The following is an 18,191-nucleotide window of genomic DNA, read 5'->3' as shown; positions in this document are numbered from 1 at the left end:
CGCCAGGCGTCTCGCCTGGCGGCCGGCCGCCGTTCGTCTGCTGGCATCGAGCAGGCCTAATCCCGGATGACGGCCTTGGTGCGCATCAGGAACTCGCCGAGGTAGCCGTCGTGCGGAACGTTCGGGCGCATCCAGTACGTCGGGTGGTCGCCGAGGTAGACGTTGCTGATCGACGGGTCGTCGACCAGCCGGTCCACCAGCCCGGCGTCCTCGGTGATCGCCGTGAGCACCAGTGTGTCGCGCAGCGGCCCGGCGCCGTCCTTCGCCGACCACGGCGCCACCCAGACGCACGGGAAGCCCAGCTCGATGCCGGTCTGCGGCGCGTCGGCGCGGTCCACCTGGAAGACGGCCGGGCGCAGCACGGCGCCGCCGCCGGGCAGCGGGTCGACGATCCCGTCGCCGCCGAGGCGCCCAGTGGCGTCACCGGCGTGGTCGAGCAGGTACTTCTCCACCGCGCGGGCCGTCTCGATCGGCTGGGTGGGCAGCACCGCTGCCTCGTCCTGCGGCGGCAGGCTCGGGAGCGCGGCCAGCCGCTCGGCCAGCGCCTTCGCGAGCGGGGTCGGGTCGCCCTCGACGTAGACCGCGGTCGTGTTCACGCACGCGGTGCCGCCCTCGTCGGCCACCGAGTCGACGATCATGTCCAGGTGTGGCCGCCAGTCCCCGCCGGAGACGAGGATCTTCGACCGGCCCGGCCCCTGTGGCAGCACCGTGCCGTCATGGGCGTACTTGCGGACCACCTCGTCGCCGCCGTAGGCCATCGACAGGTCCGCCGCCCGCAGGATGTCGTCGGCGACGGTGTGGTCGGTCGGCAGCAGCACCACCTGGTCGGCGCCGAAGCCGGCGTCGCGCAGCGCGGTGATCAGTCGGTACGGGGTCAGCGGCTCGCGGCGCGACGGCCGGACGGCGACCCGGTAGCCGAGCGCCAGCGCCTCCGGCCACAGCGAGTGCACTCCCGGGTGGTTGCCGGCCGCGTGGACCGCGAACACCTCGGCGCGCCGGGTCCACACAGCGCTTCCCTCGCGGGTCGCCGGGTCCCGCCAGCTCTCGACGGCGGCCGTCGGGCGGGCGCACCCGACATCCGAGCCGGCGCCGGCGAGGCTGCGCGCGATTCCCTTCACGGCCGAGCGCACCACGGAGATCGGCATCCCGGACATCCGGCTGACCAGGTGCGTGTACTCGTCGGTCGGGATCTCGGCGGGCGCGCCGTGCTCGAACGCCTCGGCGGCTCGGGCCAGCGCCGCGAGCCGCTCCTGCGCCGGCAAGGTCTGCGCCCCCCGCAGCGCGGCCATGGCGCGGTGCACGAAGAGGCGGGGGACCAGGCTCAGCTCGGCCATCGGCGTCCCCGTCACGTCGTTGATCGTCAGCCGTTCCCGCGACCGGAACGGCCCGCCCGGTCCGAGCGCGTCCAGCTGCAGCAGGTCGGTGCTGACCGGACTGGTCATCAGTACACCCCCTCGACCACCGTCTCCCCGCCGAACACGTGGACCGGAGTGACGTCGGCGACCGAGTCGCCCGCCTGTCCGGACCCCGGCGGGGGCTCGACGCGGGTGGCGAGGTCGCGTTCCAGGTTGTTCGGCAGCAGCGCCGAGCGGCTCACGTGGTTCATCACGACCTGCCCCCTGGCGCCGTACTCGACCGGCCGCAGCGTTTCCGGGTCGACCACCGAGAAGGTGACGTAGGGGGACGGCGGGTCGAACACGCACGGGTCGTCCGCCGTGAGCCCATGCCGCTCGACCGCCGCGCCGAGGACCATCGTGCTGCCGTAGCGGCCGTAGAGCGTGGCGTCGGGGAAGACCTCGGTCATGTACAGGGCGCGGGTGTCGGCGTCCATGTGGGCGCCCCCCCACTCGATCATCCTGACCTTCGCCTGGACGAGCTCGACGAGGTCGTCGCGGCGGGCGAGGCGCTCCAGCAGCGGCGGCGTGATGACCATGACGCGGATGTCCTGCGTGGTCAGCACGTGCCGGACCTGGTCGATGAGGTAGTCGGCGTACCGGTCGGCCTCGTCGGCGTGGCCCTCGGCGATGACGCGCTTCACCCATCGCGGGTCGAGGTCGATCGTGAACCGGAGCCGGCCGGACCGGCGCACGAACCGCTCGATGAAGGCACCGAACATGTGCGGCCCGCTCGGCGTGACCGCGAGCCAGTCGACGCCGCTGGGGCAGCGCCGGGCGGCCAGGTCGGCGACGCTGTAACCCATCAGCCAGTCCAGCCAGTCCTCCAGGAAGACGACCCGCTTGGGCGGGCCGGTCGTCCCGCCGCTCTCGTACACCCCGCCGATCCCGGGGTCTGGTCCGTAGCCGCGGGGGACGAGGTCGAAGGCCGGCACCTCGCGCAGCAGGTCCACCAGGTTGGGGAACTTCGCCAGGTCCGCGACGGTGTGGACGTCGCGGCGTGGGTCGAAGTCGAGGTCATCGGCCGCCCGCAGCCAGAACGGCGAGCCGGTGGTCGGGCCGAAATGCCAGCGCATCGCGGCCTCGATGAACTCGGTCTCCGGTACGGCCTCACCCGGTGGGAGGTCGAGCACCGGCTCGGGTAGGTGCAGGTCCAGCTCGGTGAGTGGAGTCATCCCCGTCATCCCCCGCCTTCCAGCGTCGTCTCGGTGTCCTGTCCGGTTGGATGTCCTGTCTGATCGGATGTCCTGTCGGGTTGGGTGCCTGGTCTGGCCGGTTCCATGCCGAGGTCCCCGCGGGGATGAAGCGTGAGTCGGTCGGCGGCTCCGCGGCGAGCGGCACTTCCACGGCGAGCAGGGCGACGTCGTCGCTCAGGGCCGAGCCGGTCCACGCGCGGACCGCCGCGGCGAGATCCGAGAGGGCTTCCTCGAGGGTGCCCGCGCGGCCGAAGGCACGCTCGGTGGCGGGGAGCAGCGGGAAGAAGGCACGGGTGCGTCGTTCCCGGGCCTCGGCGATCCCGTCGGTATAGAACAGCAGGCGATCGCCCGGCTCCAGCCGCACGGTGACCACGCCCGCGTCGGCCCCTGCGGCCCCCGCGCCGAGGCCCAGCGGCGGCTGGCGGTCGAGCGGGGCGAGCAGCCGCACCCGGCCGCGCCGCCACAGCAGCGGGTCGGGATGGCCGGCGTTGGCCAGGGTGAGCCGGCGCCCGTCGAGCTCGGCGACGATGCCGGTGACGAAGTCGTCGAGCCCGCCGACGCTGGCCACCTCGGCGTCGAGGTCGGGCAGGACCTCGCGGATGTGCTGGCGGCCGCGGGCGACCACGCGGAAGCAGCCGAGCACCCGGCTGGCCAGCCGCACCGCCTCGAGCCCCTTGCCGCGAGCGTCACCCACCAGCAGCCGCGTGCCCCACGGGCTGTCGACCAGGTCGTAGAGGTCGCCGCCCACCCTCGCCTCGGCGGCGGCGCTCTCGTAGCGGACCGCGAGCCGCAGGCCCTCCCGGGACGTCGGCGGCACCTCGGTGAGGATCGCCTGCTGCGCGGCCTCCGCGACCCGCCTGACGTTGGCCAGCTTGGTCTCTCGCCCGGTGTTGTACCGGCTGGCCAGGACCGCCAGCACGCCGCCGAGCGCGACCCCACCGAGCCGGACGATCTGTGCCGTCCAGCCGCCCGCCGCGGCCGTGTCGAGGTCGTCGTACCAACCGAGCCCGAACTCGGTGACGACCGCGGCGACCGCGTACGCGGCGGTCAGTCCCGGGCCCGCGAGCGTCGCGGCGGCCATGGGACTGATCACCACGAGCTCGCGGATCGTCCACGTCCGATTGCTGATCTCCAGCAGGATCACCGCGAGCAGGGTGAGCGCCGGGAGCACCACCGCCCACAGGGTGCGCCGCGACCAGGCCGCCTGGAGCCGGCCCATGGCCGCGCGCCGAGGCCGCTTCGACCCGCCCGGCCGTCCCCCGTGAGCGGGGCGCGCCCGGCGCATCGTGGCAGCTGCGAGCGGGTCCGGCGGATATGAGGGCCGCGGGTGGCCACTGGTCCTCGCCTGCGGCCGCCCATCCGGTCCACGGGGGGCCGCGTGGGTCCTTGCGGGCATACGTCGGCCCGTACCCGGCAGCCAACCCCCACAACCTGCGCCGGCGGCCGGCCGGCGTCCGCAGGCGGCGTCTCGGTCGGCCGTGCGCGAACGTCGCAAGTCCCGAATGCGCGGGAGAGGACGATGGTCCCGGCAGAGAGAGTTACCCGGCCGGCGCCAGCGGTCGAGGAGCGCGAGGGGGTCGCATGCCGGGTAGGCGCCGTTCCGTCAGACGCGGGCCGGAGCGGGACGAGTCCGGCCTGCCGAGCGGCCTGACCGGGCCGGTCGACATCCCCGATCCGCCACCGGATCCGCCGAAGCCGTGGCGTGAACGGCTACGGGACGCCGGCCGTGGCACCAAGGCGACCGTGGTCGGGCTTCCCCGGGTGCTGCGGCTGTGCTGGCGGGCGAGCGCGTCGGCGACGGTGATGCTCGCGCTGCTGACCGTCGTGGTCGGGCTGTTCCCCGCGCTGACCGCCTCGACGGCGCGACTGCTCGTCGACGCGGTGGTCCGGGCGGTGCAGATCCGGGCGGGCCATCAGCCCGACCAGTCGGTCCTGGCACTGCCGGTGCCCGGCAGCCCGCGGGTGGCCACGCTGACCAGCACCCAGGTCGTCTTCTGGCTCGCTCTGATCCAGTTCGCGGTGTCCATCCTCAGCCAGCTGCTGTCGGCCGCGCGGTCCATCGTCCAACGCATCCTGTCCGACCGGCTGTCGCTCACCGTGCAGACGATGGTGGTCGAGAAGGCCAGCCAGCTCGAGCTGAGCTTCTTCGAGCAGTCCGAGTCGTACGACCTGTTGCAGCGGGCCTCTCAGCAGGGCACCCGGCCGTTCGACACGCTCACCACGTTCTTCGGGCTGCTGCAGACGGTGGTGACGTTCGTCAGCATGATCGGCCTGCTCGTCAGCCTTAACCCACTACTCGGGGTCATCGTGCTGGTGGCGCCGATTCCCGCCTTCGTCATCGACACCCGCTACGGCCGGTGGACTTACATGCGAAGCAGGTGGACGTCGCCGGTGAACCGGCGGATCAACTACCTGCAGCGGGTGCTGACCACGGACACCGACGCCAAGGAAATCAGGATCTTCAACCTGGGCCCCTACCTCGTCGAGCGATTCCGGCTGCTGTCGGCCAACTACAACCAACGACTGCGTGAGCTGGCCATCCGCCGTCAGCTCGCCGAACTGGGCTGGAGCCTGCTCGCCGAGCTCGCCCGCTCGGGCAGCTACCTCTACGTCGCGCTCCAGGCCGCCGCCGGGCGGCTCACGCTCGGCGACCTGACTCTCTACGGAACCGCCGCCTCCAGCGTGCAGGGCAACGTGTCGAGCATGTTGGGCTCGCTCACCCAGATGTACGAGAACAACCTGTACGTCGACGACCTGTACCGGCTGCTGGCCACGCCGACCGAGGCGGAGCGGCAGGCCGCGCACCAGGCGGCCCGGCTGGCGGCCGCGTCGCCCGGGGTGGCATCGGAGGCGGTGGTGATCCAGGCGGCCGCGATCGAGGCGGCGGCGATCGAGGCGGCGCCGGTCGACGCCCCGGCCACCGTGCCGGCGCCGCGGGCCGCACCCGCACCCGAACCGGCACCCGCGCCCGCGCCGCTGCCGGCACCGGTGCCGCTGCCGACGCCGCTGCGCGGGCACGTCGTCTTCGAGGGTGTCTCGTTCCGCTACCCGGGCACCGAGGTGGTGGCGCTGAACGACGTCAGCTTCGAGGTCGGCGCCGGGGAGACGATCGCGATCGTCGGCCGCAACGGCGCCGGGAAGTCGACGCTGATCAAACTGCTGTGCCGGCTCTACACACCCGACGGCGGCCGGATCCTCGTCGACGGCGTCGACATCGCCGACGTGGACGCGGACGCGCTGCGTGCCCAGATCGGCGCGGTCTTCCAGGACCACGTCTCCTTCCAGGCCAGCGCCGCGGAGAACATCGGCCTGGGCGAGCTCGCCGCGCTTTCCGATCGGCCGCGCGTCGAACAGGCCGGCCTGGACGGCGGCGCGGACGGCTTCATCCGTGCCCTGCCGCACGGATACGACACGTCGCTCGGCCGCTGGTTCGGCAACGGGGTGAACCTCTCCGGCGGCGAATGGCAGAAGGTCGCCCTCGCCCGCGGCTTCATGCGCGACGCCCGGATCCTCGTCCTCGATGAGCCGAGCGCCGCCCTCGACGCCCGCGCGGAGCACGACCTGTTCACCCGGCTGCGCGCCCTGGCGACCGGCCGCACCGCCTTCTACATCTCGCACCGCTTCTCCACGGTGCGGCAGGCGGACCGGATCATCTTCCTGGAGGACGGCGGCATCACCGAGTCCGGCACCCACCGCGAGCTGATGGCCGTCGGTGGCCAGTACGCCGAGCTCTTCACCCTCCAGGCCGCCGCCTACATCGACGACCCGGCCACGTCGCCTACATCGCCCGCATACCCCGCCCCCGCCGCGGCAGATGGCGGGCGCAGGACAGGGCCACGGGACCGTGCGCCGGGCCAGTAAAGGGCCAACCTGCCATCAGACAGCCGCGTACCCGGACCGGAAACGGTCCTCGGACGGTCGTATCGGTGGACGGTCGCATCGGTCGCGAGGACACACGGGCGCTCCGCCGGGCGGTGCTCCCCGGCCCTGCGGCCGGGGAGCACCGCCCGGACTTCGATCGTCCTGGTCCTAGGTCGGACGCGACACCGCCCGTGGCGCGGCACGGGCGGTGGTCCCGTCATGCCGGTACTGGCTGACGCATCCCGGCGAGGATGTGGTCGATCTTGCGCCAGGTGTCAGGACCACATACCCCGTCATCGTCGATGGGCCCGAACCAGGGCGACGCGAACCGCTGCAGCGACGCCACCCGTGACAACGTCAGCGTCCCGTAGGCGCCGTCGGCGGCGAGCCCGGGAAGATGACCAGCGCTGATCTCGGCACTGAACACGGCGTTGAGGGCATTCTGCAGCGTCACGACCTCGGATCCGCGGGACCCCTCACGGAGCGTGGGCATATTCGCGAAGTGCGGGTGCTCGTCGGGCCTCGGCTGGGGTCCCTGCAGGCCCACCGCGACGGCGAGGATGTCGGGGCGCCGGTTGGCCCGAATGTTGCCGGGACACGAGTGGCCGCCCCACGGGCCGGCGCCCATCCGGTGCGTTCCGATGCCGTGGCCATTCGGCGAGTCGGTGATCTGATCGGGCCAGCCGAACTCGTCCATGCCCCAGGCATAGAGCTCGCCCAGTAGCTTCACCTGGGTAGGCGTGTAATCCTCGCTGTCGAGCCCCTCACACTCGACGCTGATCCAGTGCGGATTTCCGGCGGCCTGTGCCCAGGCTTTCCTGTCGAGTGGCACGTACTGTTCGATTGTGCCGTTCTTCGAGATCCACAGATGCGCGCTGACCCTGCTTGCCGGGTTGTCGAACCAGTGGAACAGCGAGCCATGACCCACCTGCACGTGCGGGATGAGGCCCCTGGTCGGCTGGATCATCGTTCCGGAGAAGTTGCGTACGGGCCGGTACGTCGCGGGCGGGTAACGGGTGGCAGTCACTGCGGCGACCTCCAGAAGAACGCATGACAAACGTGGCGCGGCAAGCCGTGATGACCGGCCGCCAATGACGACTACTGACCAGGAAACGCGGCGGAAAAGGGCCAGAGAAGCCTCACCAGCCTGGCGGCCTGACTTGAAAGTCGGCCATCCAGTGAACAGGCCGTCGATGCTCAGGTGGTTGCGAAGGAGCATCGATGAACGGAGGTCCGGAGGACCGCCGGCGCCTCTCGGCAGCGTGTTTCGTGCAGCGAACAGCGCATCGGCGAGATTCCCCGGTCAGACCGCCTTAACCGCGTCGCCTGGCCACCGGGTGTCCGCGCCGCGTGCCGCGCCTCGGCCTCGACCGGGCGAGCCGTTCATGACAGCGCCCATGACATCACCGCCGCGGGGCCGCCGTCGTTGTGACGGCGGCCCTGCGGCTCTGGCCCCGGCTCCCGGCCCGGCGTCGGGCGCGGAGCGTCCGGCACGGGACGGCCTCAGTCGCGGTTGAGCTTGCGGTAGGTGACGCGGTGCGGGCGGGCGGCCTCCTGGCCGAGGCGCTCGAGCTTGTTGGCCTCGTAGTCGGCGAAGTTGCCCTCGAACCAGAACCACTTCGCGGGGTTCTCGTCGTCGCCCTCCCACGAGAGGATGTGGGTGGCGACCCGGTCGAGGAACCAGCGATCGTGGGAGATGACCACGGCACAGCCGGCGAACTCCAGCAGCGCGTCCTCCAGCGAGCGCAGCGTCTCGACGTCGAGGTCGTTCGTCGGCTCGTCGAGCAGCAGCACGTTGCCGCCGTGCTTGAGGGTGAGGGCCAGGTTCAGCCGGTTGCGCTCACCGCCGGAGAGCACGCCGACCGGCTTCTGCTGGTCGGGGCCCTTGAAACCGAACGAGGACACGTACGCCCGGCTCGGGAAGTCGACCTTGCCGACGATGATGTGGTCGAGCCCGTCGGAGACGACCTGCCAGACGTTCTTCTTCCCGTCGAGGCCGGACCGGCTCTGGTCGACGTAGGAGATGTCGACGGTGTCGCCGATCGTCAGCGCGCCCGAGTCGGGCTTCGCCTCGCCGGTGAGCATGGTGAACAGGGTGGTCTTGCCGACGCCGTTCGGGCCGATGATCCCGACGATGCCGCCGCGCGGCAGGCTGAACGACAGGTTGTCCATGAGCACCCGGTCGCCGAAGCCCTTGGTCAGGTTCTTCGCCTCGATCACCAGGCTGCCCAGCCGCGGGCCGGGCGGGATCTGGATGTCGTCGAAGTCGCGCGGCCTGGACTTGTCTGCCTCCGCCGCGAGCTCCTCGTAGCGGGACAGGCGGGCCTTGCTCTTGGCCTGCCGGGCCTTCGGGTTGGAGCGGACCCACTCCAGCTCCTGGGAGAGCATCCGGCGCCGCTTGGCGTCCTTCGCGCCCTCGACCTTGAGGCGGGCCGCCTTGTTCTCCAGGTACGTGCTGTAGTTGCCCTCGTAGGGATGTGCCCGGCCGCGGTCGAGCTCGAGGATCCAGCCGGCGACGTTGTCGAGGAAGTACCGGTCGTGGGTGACGGCCAGCACGGCGCCGTGATAGCGGGCCAGGTGCTGCTCGAGCCAGAGCACCGACTCGGCGTCCAGGTGGTTGGTCGGCTCGTCGAGCAGCAGCAGGTCGGGTGCCTCCAGCAGCAGGCGGCACAGCGCGACGCGGCGCCGCTCGCCACCGGAGAGCTTGGAGACGTCGGCGTCGCCGGGCGGCAGCCGCAGCGCGTCCATCGCCTGGTCGAGCTGGCTGTCGAGCTCCCAGGCGTTCGCGGCCTCGATCTTGTCGATCAGCTCGGCCTGCCGGGCGAGAAGCGTGTCGAAGTCCGCGTCCGGGTCGGCCATCTTCTCGTTGATGGCCTCGTAGTCCGCGAGCACCTTGCGGATCTCGGCCACGCCGTCCTCGACGTTGCCGCGGACGTCCTTGGTCTCGTCGAGCACCGGCTCCTGAGCCAGCATGCCGACGGTGTAGCCGGGAGAGAGCAGGGCGTCGCCGTTGCTCGGCTGGTCGAGCCCGGCCATCAGTTTGAGCAGGGACGACTTCCCCGCACCGTTGGGACCTACGACCCCGATCTTGGCGCCTGGCAGGAACGCCAGGGTCACGTCGTCGAGGACGACCTTGTCGCCGTGGGCCTTGCGCACCTTGCGCATCTGGAAGACGTACTGCGCCATGCGTCAACCCTATTGGTCCGTGCCGCGGTCCCGGCGACGCGGTGATCGGAGGGGAGGCCGCACGTGCCCGTTTGTCACCGGTTTCCCACCGTTTGGCCGACCCGCGCCGCGCCGTCCGGGCCGAGGCGCCTCCGAAAGGCGCTATCGTGGGGCCTGTGGATCATGGCGGGCCGCCGTTCGAGCCGGGCGAGCTGATCCTGCACCGCATGTTCACCGACGACGAGCTGGTCTTCGTCCGCTGCGGCGTCGTGGTCGGCGACGACGAGCGCGGGTTGCGGGTCTGGATCCCGCACGGCGGTCCGGCGGCGGTCCGGATGAGCGAGGATGGCCGCGGGATCCGGGACATGCCGTTCGCCGAGTGGATCACGCAGCGGACGGTGCTCACCCGGACGACCTGGTGGGGCCCGGACATCTTCATGCTGATCCCGCCCGACCGGGCGCACAGCGTCTGGTGGTTCTGGGACTGGCGTGGCCAGTTCGACGCCTGGTACGTCAACCTCGAGGAGCCGGTCACCCGCTGGCGTGACGGCGATGGCGCCGTCGGTGTCGATGGCTGTGACCAGGATCTCGACATCTGGGTCTGGCCGGACCGTGGCTGGGAGTGGAAGGACGAGGACGAGCTCGAGGAGCGCCTCGCCTTCCCGGACCGCTACTGGGTGCGCGACGCCGCCGCCGTCCGCGCCGAGGGCGAACGACTGATCAAGGACGTCGAGGCCGGGCTCTTCCCGTTCGACGGCACCTGGCACGACTTTCGCCCGGAGCCGGCCTGGCGCGCCCTTCCGTTCGCCCTCACGCCCGGCTGGGACCGTCCCAGGACGGACCGGCGCGCGCCCTGACACCCGCTGGCGGGCCTCCCGGCCGCGCGACGGCGGCGAAGCCAGCGCGACCGGAGGCCCGAACGGCGCCCAAGGCCTTCGCCTAACGCGCCGGGGTGACGTCCGGCACGGCCGTCCTCGGGTTGTATCCAGCCGCGACGAGCCTCATGACGAAGCCGGCGGCCTCCTCGAGCTGTCGAGCCGCCGAGAGCCCGCCCACAACCGCGGTCTGGCCCCCGAGGTCGGTGATCAGGCGGGACGTGAGCGCCAGCGCGTCCGGATCGTCGCCGCAGACGGCGACGGTGCGGGGCGCGTCGGGGTCGTCGAGCCACATCTGCCCGGCGAACAGGTGGAGAGCCTTGACCACGTGCGCGCCGGGCGCCCACCCCGCGACGCGCTCGGTGAAGGAGCCCGTGGGCACCAGCAACTGGCCCGTGGCGTAGTCGACGGCGTTGGTGCAGTCGATGAGTGCCCGGCCGTTCCACGCCCCGCTCGTCGCCTCGGCCAGCGTCAGCGCCTCCTGCACGCCTGCCGGGGTGATCGCCAGCACGATCACCTCGGCCGCGGCGAGGGCGGCCGGAGTGGTCGGACGGCCGCCGACGGTCGCCGCGACCGTGGCGGCGCGGTCGCTGGAACGGCCCGCGATGGCGACGTCATGGCCCGCGCGCGCCCAGCGGGTGCCCAGCGCGGTGGCGAGGTTGCCGGTTCCGAGGATTCCGATATCGGTCATGCCGTGGACGCTAGAGATCCCGGTCCTACCGATTGGTAGGCGAAAAGGCGAGAGACTGAACGACGTGGACTGCCCAACCTTCGTGGCCGACTGTCATGTGCGAGCGGGCGCGGAACTGCTGGCCCACACCTGGGACCCCGTGGTGCTCACGGCCCTTCGACGTGGACCCCGCCGGCGAGCTGATCTCATCCGCGAGATCGGTGGCCTCAGTGACAAGGTCCTGCACGAGTCGCTGGGCCGCCTCGTGTCCCGGGGCCTGCTGACTCATGAGGAAGGCCCTGGCTCCGCGTACCGGCTGACGACCTTGGGCGAGTCGTTCGCCTCCGGGCCATTGCGGGCGCTGGCCGAGTGGTCCGCGCACCATGCCGCGGTGCTCACCTGACGCTGGCTGTCGCGCGCCAGGCCACTGGGACGCCGGGCTGGCCGGCGGTCGATCAGGACGGCGCCTGGGCGGGGCCGGCACTGGCGGCGGCCGGCGGGGTGGCCGCCGCTGGAGTGGCCGCTGGCGGGGTGGCAGGTGGCGGGATGGTCGCTGCCGGGAGCGCGCCGGTCACGATGGCGTCCAGGAGGCCGGGGAAGCGGGCGTCGAGGTCGTCGCGGCGCAGCCGGGAGAACTTGTGGGTGCCCTCGGCGCGGGTGGCGATGACACCGGCCTCGCGCAGGACCCGCAGGTGATGGCTGCGGGTCGACTTGGCCATCCGGCCGGCGAGCAGCTCACCGCAGGCGGCCTCCTGGACCTGGGCGAGCGCGCCGACGATCTCGAGGCGGGACGGGTCGCCCAGCGAGGCGAGCACGGTGACGAGATCGATGTCCTGGGTCGCCGGCATCGGCAGCGTGCCCATGACCCACCTCCCAGCCCTCGGCTCGGGGCGCGGCCCCGGGCCACCAGACAACCACAGTCAGGAACGCCGCGAGGCTCGCATCGTTTCCCGGGAATGCCCTGGGCCACGGACGACTTCTCGTAGTTCGACGGATCTCGAACTACGAGTCGAGGAGCCTGATGGCCTCCAACAAGGTCGACGAGCCCGCGACCGAGACGCCCGCGGGTGCGCCCTCATCGCCGCTGTCCTCGCCCAGCACAGCCAGCCGTGCCCCGGTCGCCGTTCCCGCGCCCGCCGGCGCGGCCGGGCCGGCCCGCTCGGCCCGGCCCGGCGAGCCGGCGGAACCGGACCCACGGCGCTGGCGGGTGCTCCCCGCGATCCTCGTCGCCACGTTCATGTCGCTGTTCGACGTCTTCGTCGTCAACGTGGCGGCGCCGAGCATCGGCGGCGACCTGCGGGCGTCGGACGCCGGCCTGGAGCTGATCGTGGCCGGCTACTCGTTCACCTACGCGGCCGGGCTGATCACCGGTGGACGGCTCGGCGACCGCTCCGGCCGCCGGCGGATGTTCCTGATCGGCATGGGGGTGTTCACCGCCGCCTCGGCGCTGTGCGGCGTGGCCCCGAGCGAGGCGACGCTGATCATCGGCCGGCTCGCGCAGGGCATTGGCGCGGCGGCGATGGTGCCGCAGGCGCTCGCCATCATCAACGTGATCTTCCCGGCGTCCGAGCGGCCACGCGCGTTCGCGTTCTTCGGTGTCACCATCGGCCTCGGCGCCGTCTCCGGGCAGGTCATCGGCGGCCTGCTGGTCGACGCGGACCTCTTCGGGCTCGCCTGGCGGCCGATCTTCCTGGTGAACGTGCCGATCGGGATCGTCGCCATGGCGGTGGTCTGGCGGCTGCTCGCCGAGTCGAAGGCCGCCCGGCCCGAGCCGCTCGACCTCATCGGACTCTCGGCGCTCGCGACCGGGCTGGGTCTGGTGCTGGTCCCGCTGACGCTCGGCCGGGACGAGGGCTGGCCCCTGTGGACCTGGGTGGCGCTCGCCGCCAGCGTGCTGGTGCTGGCCGCGTTCGGCCGCTGGGAGGTCCGGCTCGCCCGGACGGGCGGCCACCCGATCGTCCCGCCGGCCGTGCTGCGGACCCGGCGGACCATCGCCGGGCTGCTGGTCAGCTTCGGGTTCTTCACCTTCCTCGGCAGCTTCCTGCTCGCGGCCACGATCTTCCTGCAGGAGGGGCAGCACCGGTCGCCGCTGAACGCCGGGCTCGTGTTCGGGCCGCTCGGGGTGGCGTTCGCGCTGTCGTCCATGGCGGCGCGCGGCCTGGTCGCCCGGTACGGCCCGCGGACCCTCACCGTCGGTGCCCTGATCAGCACGGCGGGCCTGATCGGGATGCTCGCTCTCGTCGCCGCCGAGGGCACCGGGATTCCGACAGCCCAGCTGATGCCGCCGCTGCTCGCGGTGGGGACCGGCAACGGCCTGGTGATCCCGGCGCTCGTCGCCGCGGTCCTCGCCGGCGCGCCCGCCGACGTCAGCGGTGCGGTCAGCGGACTGCTCACGACCACCCAGCAGGCGTCGTCGGCCCTCGGCGTCGCCGGGATGGGGACCGTGTTCTTCGCGGTGGCGGACCGCGGCGGCCTGGCCGACGCCATGATCGCGGCCCTCGTGTTCGACCTCGTCGGGATCGCGATCGCGGGTGTCGGCACCCTCCTGCTGCCGCGCGGCGCCGCCGCGCCCGCGCTCGCCGTCTCCGGGTCGCTCGGCACGATGGGCACCGTGGAAGCCGCGGCGCCGGCCGTCCCGGCTCGCTAGGGACGGTTCTGCATCGAGGCCGCGGCGTAGACGAGGTAGGACCAGAGCGTCTCGTCCTGGCTGGGGGAGAGGTCCAGCGAGTCGACGGCGGCGCGCATGTGGGCAAGCCAGGCGTCCCGCTCGGCCGGGCCGATCGCGAACGGGACGTGCCGCATCCGCAGGCGGGGATGGCCACGCCGCTCGTGGTAGGTCGTCGGCCCGCCCCAGTACTGGATCAGGAAGAGCCGCAGCCGCTCCTCGGCTGGGCCGAGGTCCTCCTCCGGGTAGAGCGGGCGCAGCACCGGGTCGGCGGCGACCCCCTCGTAGAAGCGGGCCACGAGCCGCCGGAAGGTCTCCTCGCCGCCGACGGACGCGTAGAACGTCTCGTCCGCTCCTGGCGGCGGCCCGACGGGCAGCATGGGCTGGGCCGGGCCCGAGGGGGGACGCGCCGCGTCCGCCGAGGGCGACGCGGCGTCCGCCGGCGGTCGCGCTGGCGCCGGCTCGGGGGTCGGCTGGGCAGGCGACGGCTGTCGGCTCACCGCTCCATTCTGCCCGTGGGCTGACCCGCGCCGAGGAACGGTCCGGCCCGAAGGCCTCGCCTCAGGCCGCGCGGCCGTCGTCGCCGGTCGCCGCCCGGATGATCCAGGCGGCGGTGTCGGGTGGCATGACCAGGGTCTCGCCGTCGTGCTCGACCCGGTCGCTCGCGAGCAGCAGCCGGCCGGCCACCGGGATCCGCGCCTCGGCCCCGGTGCTCAGGAAGCAGCTCAGGACGAGCCCGGCGCCCTGACCGGCCGCGGGCGGCCCATCGTGGCCGGCGCGCGTGAGCACCTCGGCGAGGGCGCTCCTGGCGGCGTCCGTGAGCGCCCCGGCGGGCGTGGACCGCGGCGGCGCCGGCTCGGTCGCGACGACGCGGCGCTCGAAGGCCAGCACGCCGTCCGCGACCCGTGGCCACCCGAGGCCGGTGGTCCCGGCGGGGCCTTCCTGGTCAGGGTCTTCCTGGTCGGAGTGCTCCTGGAAGGAACGGCGGACCGCCAGCGCCGACTGGGCCAGCCGCCAGGTGGACGACGGGTCCGCGCGCTGAGCCTCGACGGTGAGCGCGGACCAGTCGGCGGGCTGCGGGAGCCAGGGGATGACGCCGGGGGCCGCGAAGCCGAACGGCGGCCTGTCGCCCGACCACGGCATCGGCACGCGGCAACCGTCCCGGCCGGCCGCGGTGTGCCCCGAGCGTTCCCAGACCGGGTCCTGACGGGCCTCCGGGGGCACGTCCACCTGCGGGAGGGCCAGTTCGTCGCCCTGGTAGAGGAACACGACGCCCGGCAGCGCCAGCAGCGTCAGCAGAGCGGCCCTGGCGCGGCGCAGGCCGGCCGCGCCGCCGCCGTAGCGGGTCACCGGGCGGGTCGCGTCGTGGCTGGCGAGCACCCAGGTCGGCGGCGCGCCGACGGCGGCCGTGGCCGCGAGGCCCTCCTGGATCGCCCGGCGCCACTGCTCCGGCGACCACTCGACGGTCAGCAGCGAGAACGCGAACGTCAGGTGCAGCTCGTCGGGGCGCACGTAGCGGGCCAGCCGGTCCGGGTCCTCGACCCAGGTCTCGCCGACGAGCACCCGCTCGCGGCCGTCCGAGCGCTGGTAGCCGTCGACGAGCGTGCGCCACGACCGGTAGACGTCGTGCACGCCCTCCTGGTCCCAGACGCGCGGTTCCAGCTTCTCCCGGAAGCTGGTCGCCGGGGTGGCGGCCGGCCCCGGTGGGTTGTCACGCAGCTCGTCGTCCTTGATCAGGCCGTGGGAGACGTCGATGCGGAACCCGTCGACCCCCCGGTCGAGCCAGAACCGCAGGGTCCGCTCGTGATCGGCGCGTACCGCCGGGTCGGACCAGTTCCAGTCCGGCTGTTCGGGCGCGAACAGGTGCAGGTACCACTCGGCCGGTTCGTCGCCTTTGGCCGGCTGGTCGCTTCTGGCCACCTCGTCGCCTGTGGTCGGCGGAGTCGCCGCGGCGGAGGCCGGGAAACGGCGGGCCTGGTCGAGGCGGGTCCAGGCCCCGCCGCCGAAGGTCGAGATCCAGTTGTTCGGCGGCTCCAGGCCGGCGGCGCCGCGCCCTCGCCGGATCAGGTAGCGGTGCCGCGCCGGGTCACCGGGTGGGGCGGCGAGCGCCGCCTGGAAGGCGGGATGGGCGTCGCTGGAGTGGTTGGGGACGAGGTCGACGAGCACGGCCAGGCCGAGGCGATGCGCCTCGGCGAGGAGCGCGTCGAAGGCGGCCAGGTCGCCGAACAGCGGGTCGACGTCGCGGTGGTCGGCGACGTCGTAGCCGTGGTCGGCCATCGGCGAGCGGTAGAACGGCGTGAGCCAGAGGCCGTCGACGCCGAGCTCCGCCAGCTCGGGCAGCCGGGCGCGGATGCCGTCGAGGTCGCCGATCCCGTCGCCGTCGCCGTCCGCGAAGCTGCGGACATAGACCTCGTAGAAGACGGCGTCGCGCCACCAGCCGGGGGTCAGGGCCATAGGGGCATTCAAGCCGCTGGCGGCGCCGGCTGTCGGCGAGATCGGCGAGATCGGCGAGGTCACGGAGGGCACCGAGGGCACCGAGATCACCGATGCCGTCGAGGTCGTCGAGGTCGGCCGATGTCATGGCGCGGAGGACATCCGGCTGTCGTCGCGGCTGGTGGGCCCTCGTTGCGCAAGGTGCAGATGTTCTCACCAAGCGAGCATTGGGTTAGCTGAACTACACTTCCCGAGTGGACGACGTGACTGCCCGTTATCGTTCCACTCCGAAGAGTTCTCGCTTAAGGGCTCTCGGTGCGGAGGGACGGGACCGTCTTCCGGAGCCGGGATGCCAGGCGCCCGAGCTCCCGGTGGCGGCTGACACGTCGCCGGCGGCCGATGCTCCGCCGGCGGCCGAGGTGGCGATGGCGGTTGACGTGCCGGCGAATACCGATTCGCCGACTGAGAACGACCCGGCGGTCGCGACCGAGCTGCCGATCGGGCTGGTCGGGCCGGTCGGCAGCCGCGGGTCGGCCGAGGCTGACACCCCCGGCGGATCCGGGCCGGCCAGGATTGGTGGATCGCGCGGCGCCGAGCTGTTGTGGGGCGCCGTCCGCTCGCTGCGCGGGGCGCGGCGGCGGCACGCCGAGGAGCGGGCCGCCCTTGAGGGCCTGTCGTTCCTGTCGGCCGCGAGCCTGCGGCTCGGCGGCTCACTCGAGCCATATCGGATCATCGAGATGGTGATCGAGCTGGCGCGCTCGCGCCTCGGCGACGGCGCCATGCTCTGGCTGCGTGCGCCTGAGGGCGACGTGCTCGACCTGGTCTTGGTCGACCATGCCGACCCACAGGCCGCCGCCTACGTCCGGGCGCTCACCGCCACCCACCCGCCCCGCGTGACTGACGACTACGCCCCGGGCCTGGTGGTGCGCACCGGCGAGCCGATGTGCATCGAGGACCTCACCCCGACGCTGCGCCGCTCGCTGTTCCCCGACTCCCGGGAGTACGCGCGCTTCCGTCAGTTCGGCTGGGGGCCGTCGATGACCGTGCCGATGCCGTACGGCGACCAGGTCATCGGGGCCCTGACTCTGAGTCGGGCACACGGCCACCCTCCGTACACGAAGGTCGAGCAGACACTCGCGGAGGATCTCGCGGGCCGGGCCGCGCTCGCGCTCGTCAACGCCCGGATGTACCGCGAGTCCCAGGAGGCCGGCCGGGCGCTGCAGCGCTCGCTGCTGCCGGCGCACCCGCCCGTGCTCGAGGGCGCCGACGTGGCGATGGAGTACCGGCCGGGCACCGCCGGCACGGAGGTCGGTGGCGACTTCTACGACGTCATCCCGCTGGCCGACGGCCGGGTCGGGCTCGCGATCGGCGACGTGATGGGGCGGGGGCTGCGCGCCGCCGCGGTGATGGGCCAGCTGCGCGCCGCGCTGCGCGCCTACGCGCTGGAGGAGTGGGGGCCCGCCGACCTGCTGGCCCGGCTCGACGTGATGGTCTCCTCGCTGCCGGGCCTGCCGTTCGCGACCTGCCTGTACGGCATCTACGAGCCGGCGCGCGCCGCGACGCCGGTCGCCGGCTCGCGAGACGCCGACCCCGCCGGGGACGGGCCGGACCACCAGTGCGCCCGGGTCGTGCTGGCCGGCGCCGGCCATCCGGCGCCGCTGCTGGTGCCCCCTGACGACGATCCGCGTTACCTCGAGATCGACCCCGGGCTGCCCCTGGGCGTCGGCGACCCCGCGCAGTTCGTCGAGTCGGCCGTCGAGCTGCCGCCCGGTTCCAGCCTGGTGTTCTTCACCGACGGCCTGGTCGAGTCGCGTCATCGCCCGCTGTCTGACGGCCTCGACCTGCTGCGCGTCGGAATGGGTGAGCAGCTCACTCGCCGCCGGGGCGCGGCGCGGCGCGCGGAGATCGACGCGGCGCGGCGCCGCCACCCGG

At 72.9% G+C, this 18,191-nt stretch carries 14 protein-coding genes; 5 read left to right on the top strand and 9 right to left on the bottom strand.

Annotated features, from left to right (window positions below):
• Nucleotides 1-56: 56 nt before the first annotated feature.
• Genes FRCN3DRAFT_RS0229585 through FRCN3DRAFT_RS46960 form a run of 3 tightly spaced genes read right to left on the bottom strand, consistent with a single transcriptional unit; the run spans nucleotide 57 to nucleotide 3,809 of the window.
• Nucleotides 57-1,442 (bottom strand): aldehyde dehydrogenase family protein, encoded by a 1,386-nt coding sequence (locus FRCN3DRAFT_RS0229585; RefSeq protein WP_007517307.1) that lies wholly within the window; start codon nucleotides 1,440-1,442, stop codon nucleotides 57-59.
• Complete coding sequence (locus tag FRCN3DRAFT_RS0229580) at nucleotides 1,442-2,569, bottom strand: AMP-binding protein (RefSeq protein WP_035925375.1); 1,128 nt, start codon at nucleotides 2,567-2,569, stop codon at nucleotides 1,442-1,444. The genes FRCN3DRAFT_RS0229585 and FRCN3DRAFT_RS0229580 overlap by 1 nt, the downstream gene beginning before the upstream one ends.
• A complete protein-coding gene (locus FRCN3DRAFT_RS46960) occupies nucleotides 2,505-3,809 on the bottom strand; it encodes a PP2C family protein-serine/threonine phosphatase (protein ID WP_007517303.1) in 1,305 nt (434 codons plus the stop codon). The genes FRCN3DRAFT_RS0229580 and FRCN3DRAFT_RS46960 overlap by 65 nt, the downstream gene beginning before the upstream one ends.
• 362 nt (nucleotides 3,810-4,171) lie before the next feature.
• On the opposite strand from FRCN3DRAFT_RS46960, the gene FRCN3DRAFT_RS0229570 reads away from it, so the two are divergent.
• Nucleotides 4,172-6,451 (top strand): ABC transporter ATP-binding protein, encoded by a 2,280-nt coding sequence (locus FRCN3DRAFT_RS0229570; protein ID WP_007517300.1) that lies wholly within the window; start codon nucleotides 4,172-4,174, stop codon nucleotides 6,449-6,451.
• A 217-nt stretch (nucleotides 6,452-6,668) separates the two neighbouring features.
• Here the strand turns inward: FRCN3DRAFT_RS0229570 and FRCN3DRAFT_RS0229565 are convergent, their stop codons facing one another.
• Nucleotides 6,669-7,478: a peptidoglycan recognition protein family protein gene (locus FRCN3DRAFT_RS0229565; RefSeq protein WP_007517299.1), complete on the bottom strand. Its 810-nt coding sequence runs from the start codon at nucleotides 7,476-7,478 to the stop codon at nucleotides 6,669-6,671.
• Nucleotides 7,479-7,954: 476 nt separating this feature from the next.
• Entirely contained in the window at nucleotides 7,955-9,637 is a 1,683-nt protein-coding gene (gene ettA / locus FRCN3DRAFT_RS0229560) for an energy-dependent translational throttle protein EttA (protein ID WP_007517298.1), read from the bottom strand.
• A gap of 155 nt (nucleotides 9,638-9,792) precedes the next feature.
• On the opposite strand from ettA, the gene FRCN3DRAFT_RS0229555 reads away from it, so the two are divergent.
• On the top strand, nucleotides 9,793-10,473 hold the full coding sequence (locus FRCN3DRAFT_RS0229555; protein WP_035925372.1) for a ribonuclease FAU-1 family protein: 681 nt from the start codon (nucleotides 9,793-9,795) through the stop codon (nucleotides 10,471-10,473).
• A gap of 82 nt (nucleotides 10,474-10,555) precedes the next feature.
• Here FRCN3DRAFT_RS0229555 and FRCN3DRAFT_RS0229550 read toward each other — a convergent pair whose 3' ends face one another.
• A complete protein-coding gene (locus FRCN3DRAFT_RS0229550; RefSeq protein WP_007517296.1) occupies nucleotides 10,556-11,182 on the bottom strand; it encodes an NADPH-dependent F420 reductase in 627 nt (208 codons plus the stop codon).
• Nucleotides 11,183-11,246: 64 nt separating this feature from the next.
• Between FRCN3DRAFT_RS0229550 and FRCN3DRAFT_RS0229545 the strand changes: the two genes are divergently transcribed.
• A complete protein-coding gene (locus FRCN3DRAFT_RS0229545) occupies nucleotides 11,247-11,564 on the top strand; it encodes a winged helix-turn-helix transcriptional regulator (protein ID WP_007517295.1) in 318 nt (105 codons plus the stop codon).
• A gap of 52 nt (nucleotides 11,565-11,616) precedes the next feature.
• On the opposite strand, the gene FRCN3DRAFT_RS46955 is transcribed toward FRCN3DRAFT_RS0229545, so the two are convergent.
• The gene (locus FRCN3DRAFT_RS46955; protein ID WP_007517294.1) at nucleotides 11,617-12,024 is read right to left on the bottom strand and encodes an ArsR/SmtB family transcription factor; all 408 of its coding nucleotides are present in this window, start codon (nucleotides 12,022-12,024) and stop codon (nucleotides 11,617-11,619) included.
• Nucleotides 12,025-12,182: 158 nt separating this feature from the next.
• On the opposite strand from FRCN3DRAFT_RS46955, the gene FRCN3DRAFT_RS0229535 reads away from it, so the two are divergent.
• Nucleotides 12,183-13,808, top strand: a complete 1,626-nt coding sequence (locus tag FRCN3DRAFT_RS0229535; RefSeq protein WP_007517287.1) for an MFS transporter — start codon at nucleotides 12,183-12,185, stop codon at nucleotides 13,806-13,808.
• Here the strand turns inward: FRCN3DRAFT_RS0229535 and FRCN3DRAFT_RS0229530 are convergent.
• Nucleotides 13,805-14,206, bottom strand: a complete 402-nt coding sequence (locus tag FRCN3DRAFT_RS0229530; RefSeq protein WP_007517285.1) for a globin — start codon at nucleotides 14,204-14,206, stop codon at nucleotides 13,805-13,807. The two genes, FRCN3DRAFT_RS0229535 and FRCN3DRAFT_RS0229530, sit on opposite strands and share 4 nt — an antisense overlap.
• A 181-nt stretch (nucleotides 14,207-14,387) precedes the next feature.
• Nucleotides 14,388-16,280: an alpha-amylase family glycosyl hydrolase gene (locus FRCN3DRAFT_RS46950; protein WP_007517283.1), complete on the bottom strand. Its 1,893-nt coding sequence runs from the start codon at nucleotides 16,278-16,280 to the stop codon at nucleotides 14,388-14,390.
• Between the two features lie 404 nt (nucleotides 16,281-16,684).
• On the opposite strand from FRCN3DRAFT_RS46950, the gene FRCN3DRAFT_RS55465 reads away from it, so the two are divergent.
• Nucleotides 16,685-18,191, top strand: a 1,507-nt coding sequence (locus tag FRCN3DRAFT_RS55465; protein WP_007517281.1) for a PP2C family protein-serine/threonine phosphatase, incomplete at its 3' end; no start/stop codon positions are given.

Source organism: Pseudofrankia saprophytica, assembly GCF_000235425.2.
GTDB lineage: Bacteria > Actinomycetota > Actinomycetes > Frankiales > Frankiaceae > Pseudofrankia > Pseudofrankia saprophytica.
This window is presented reverse-complemented; position numbering and strand designations above follow the sequence as displayed.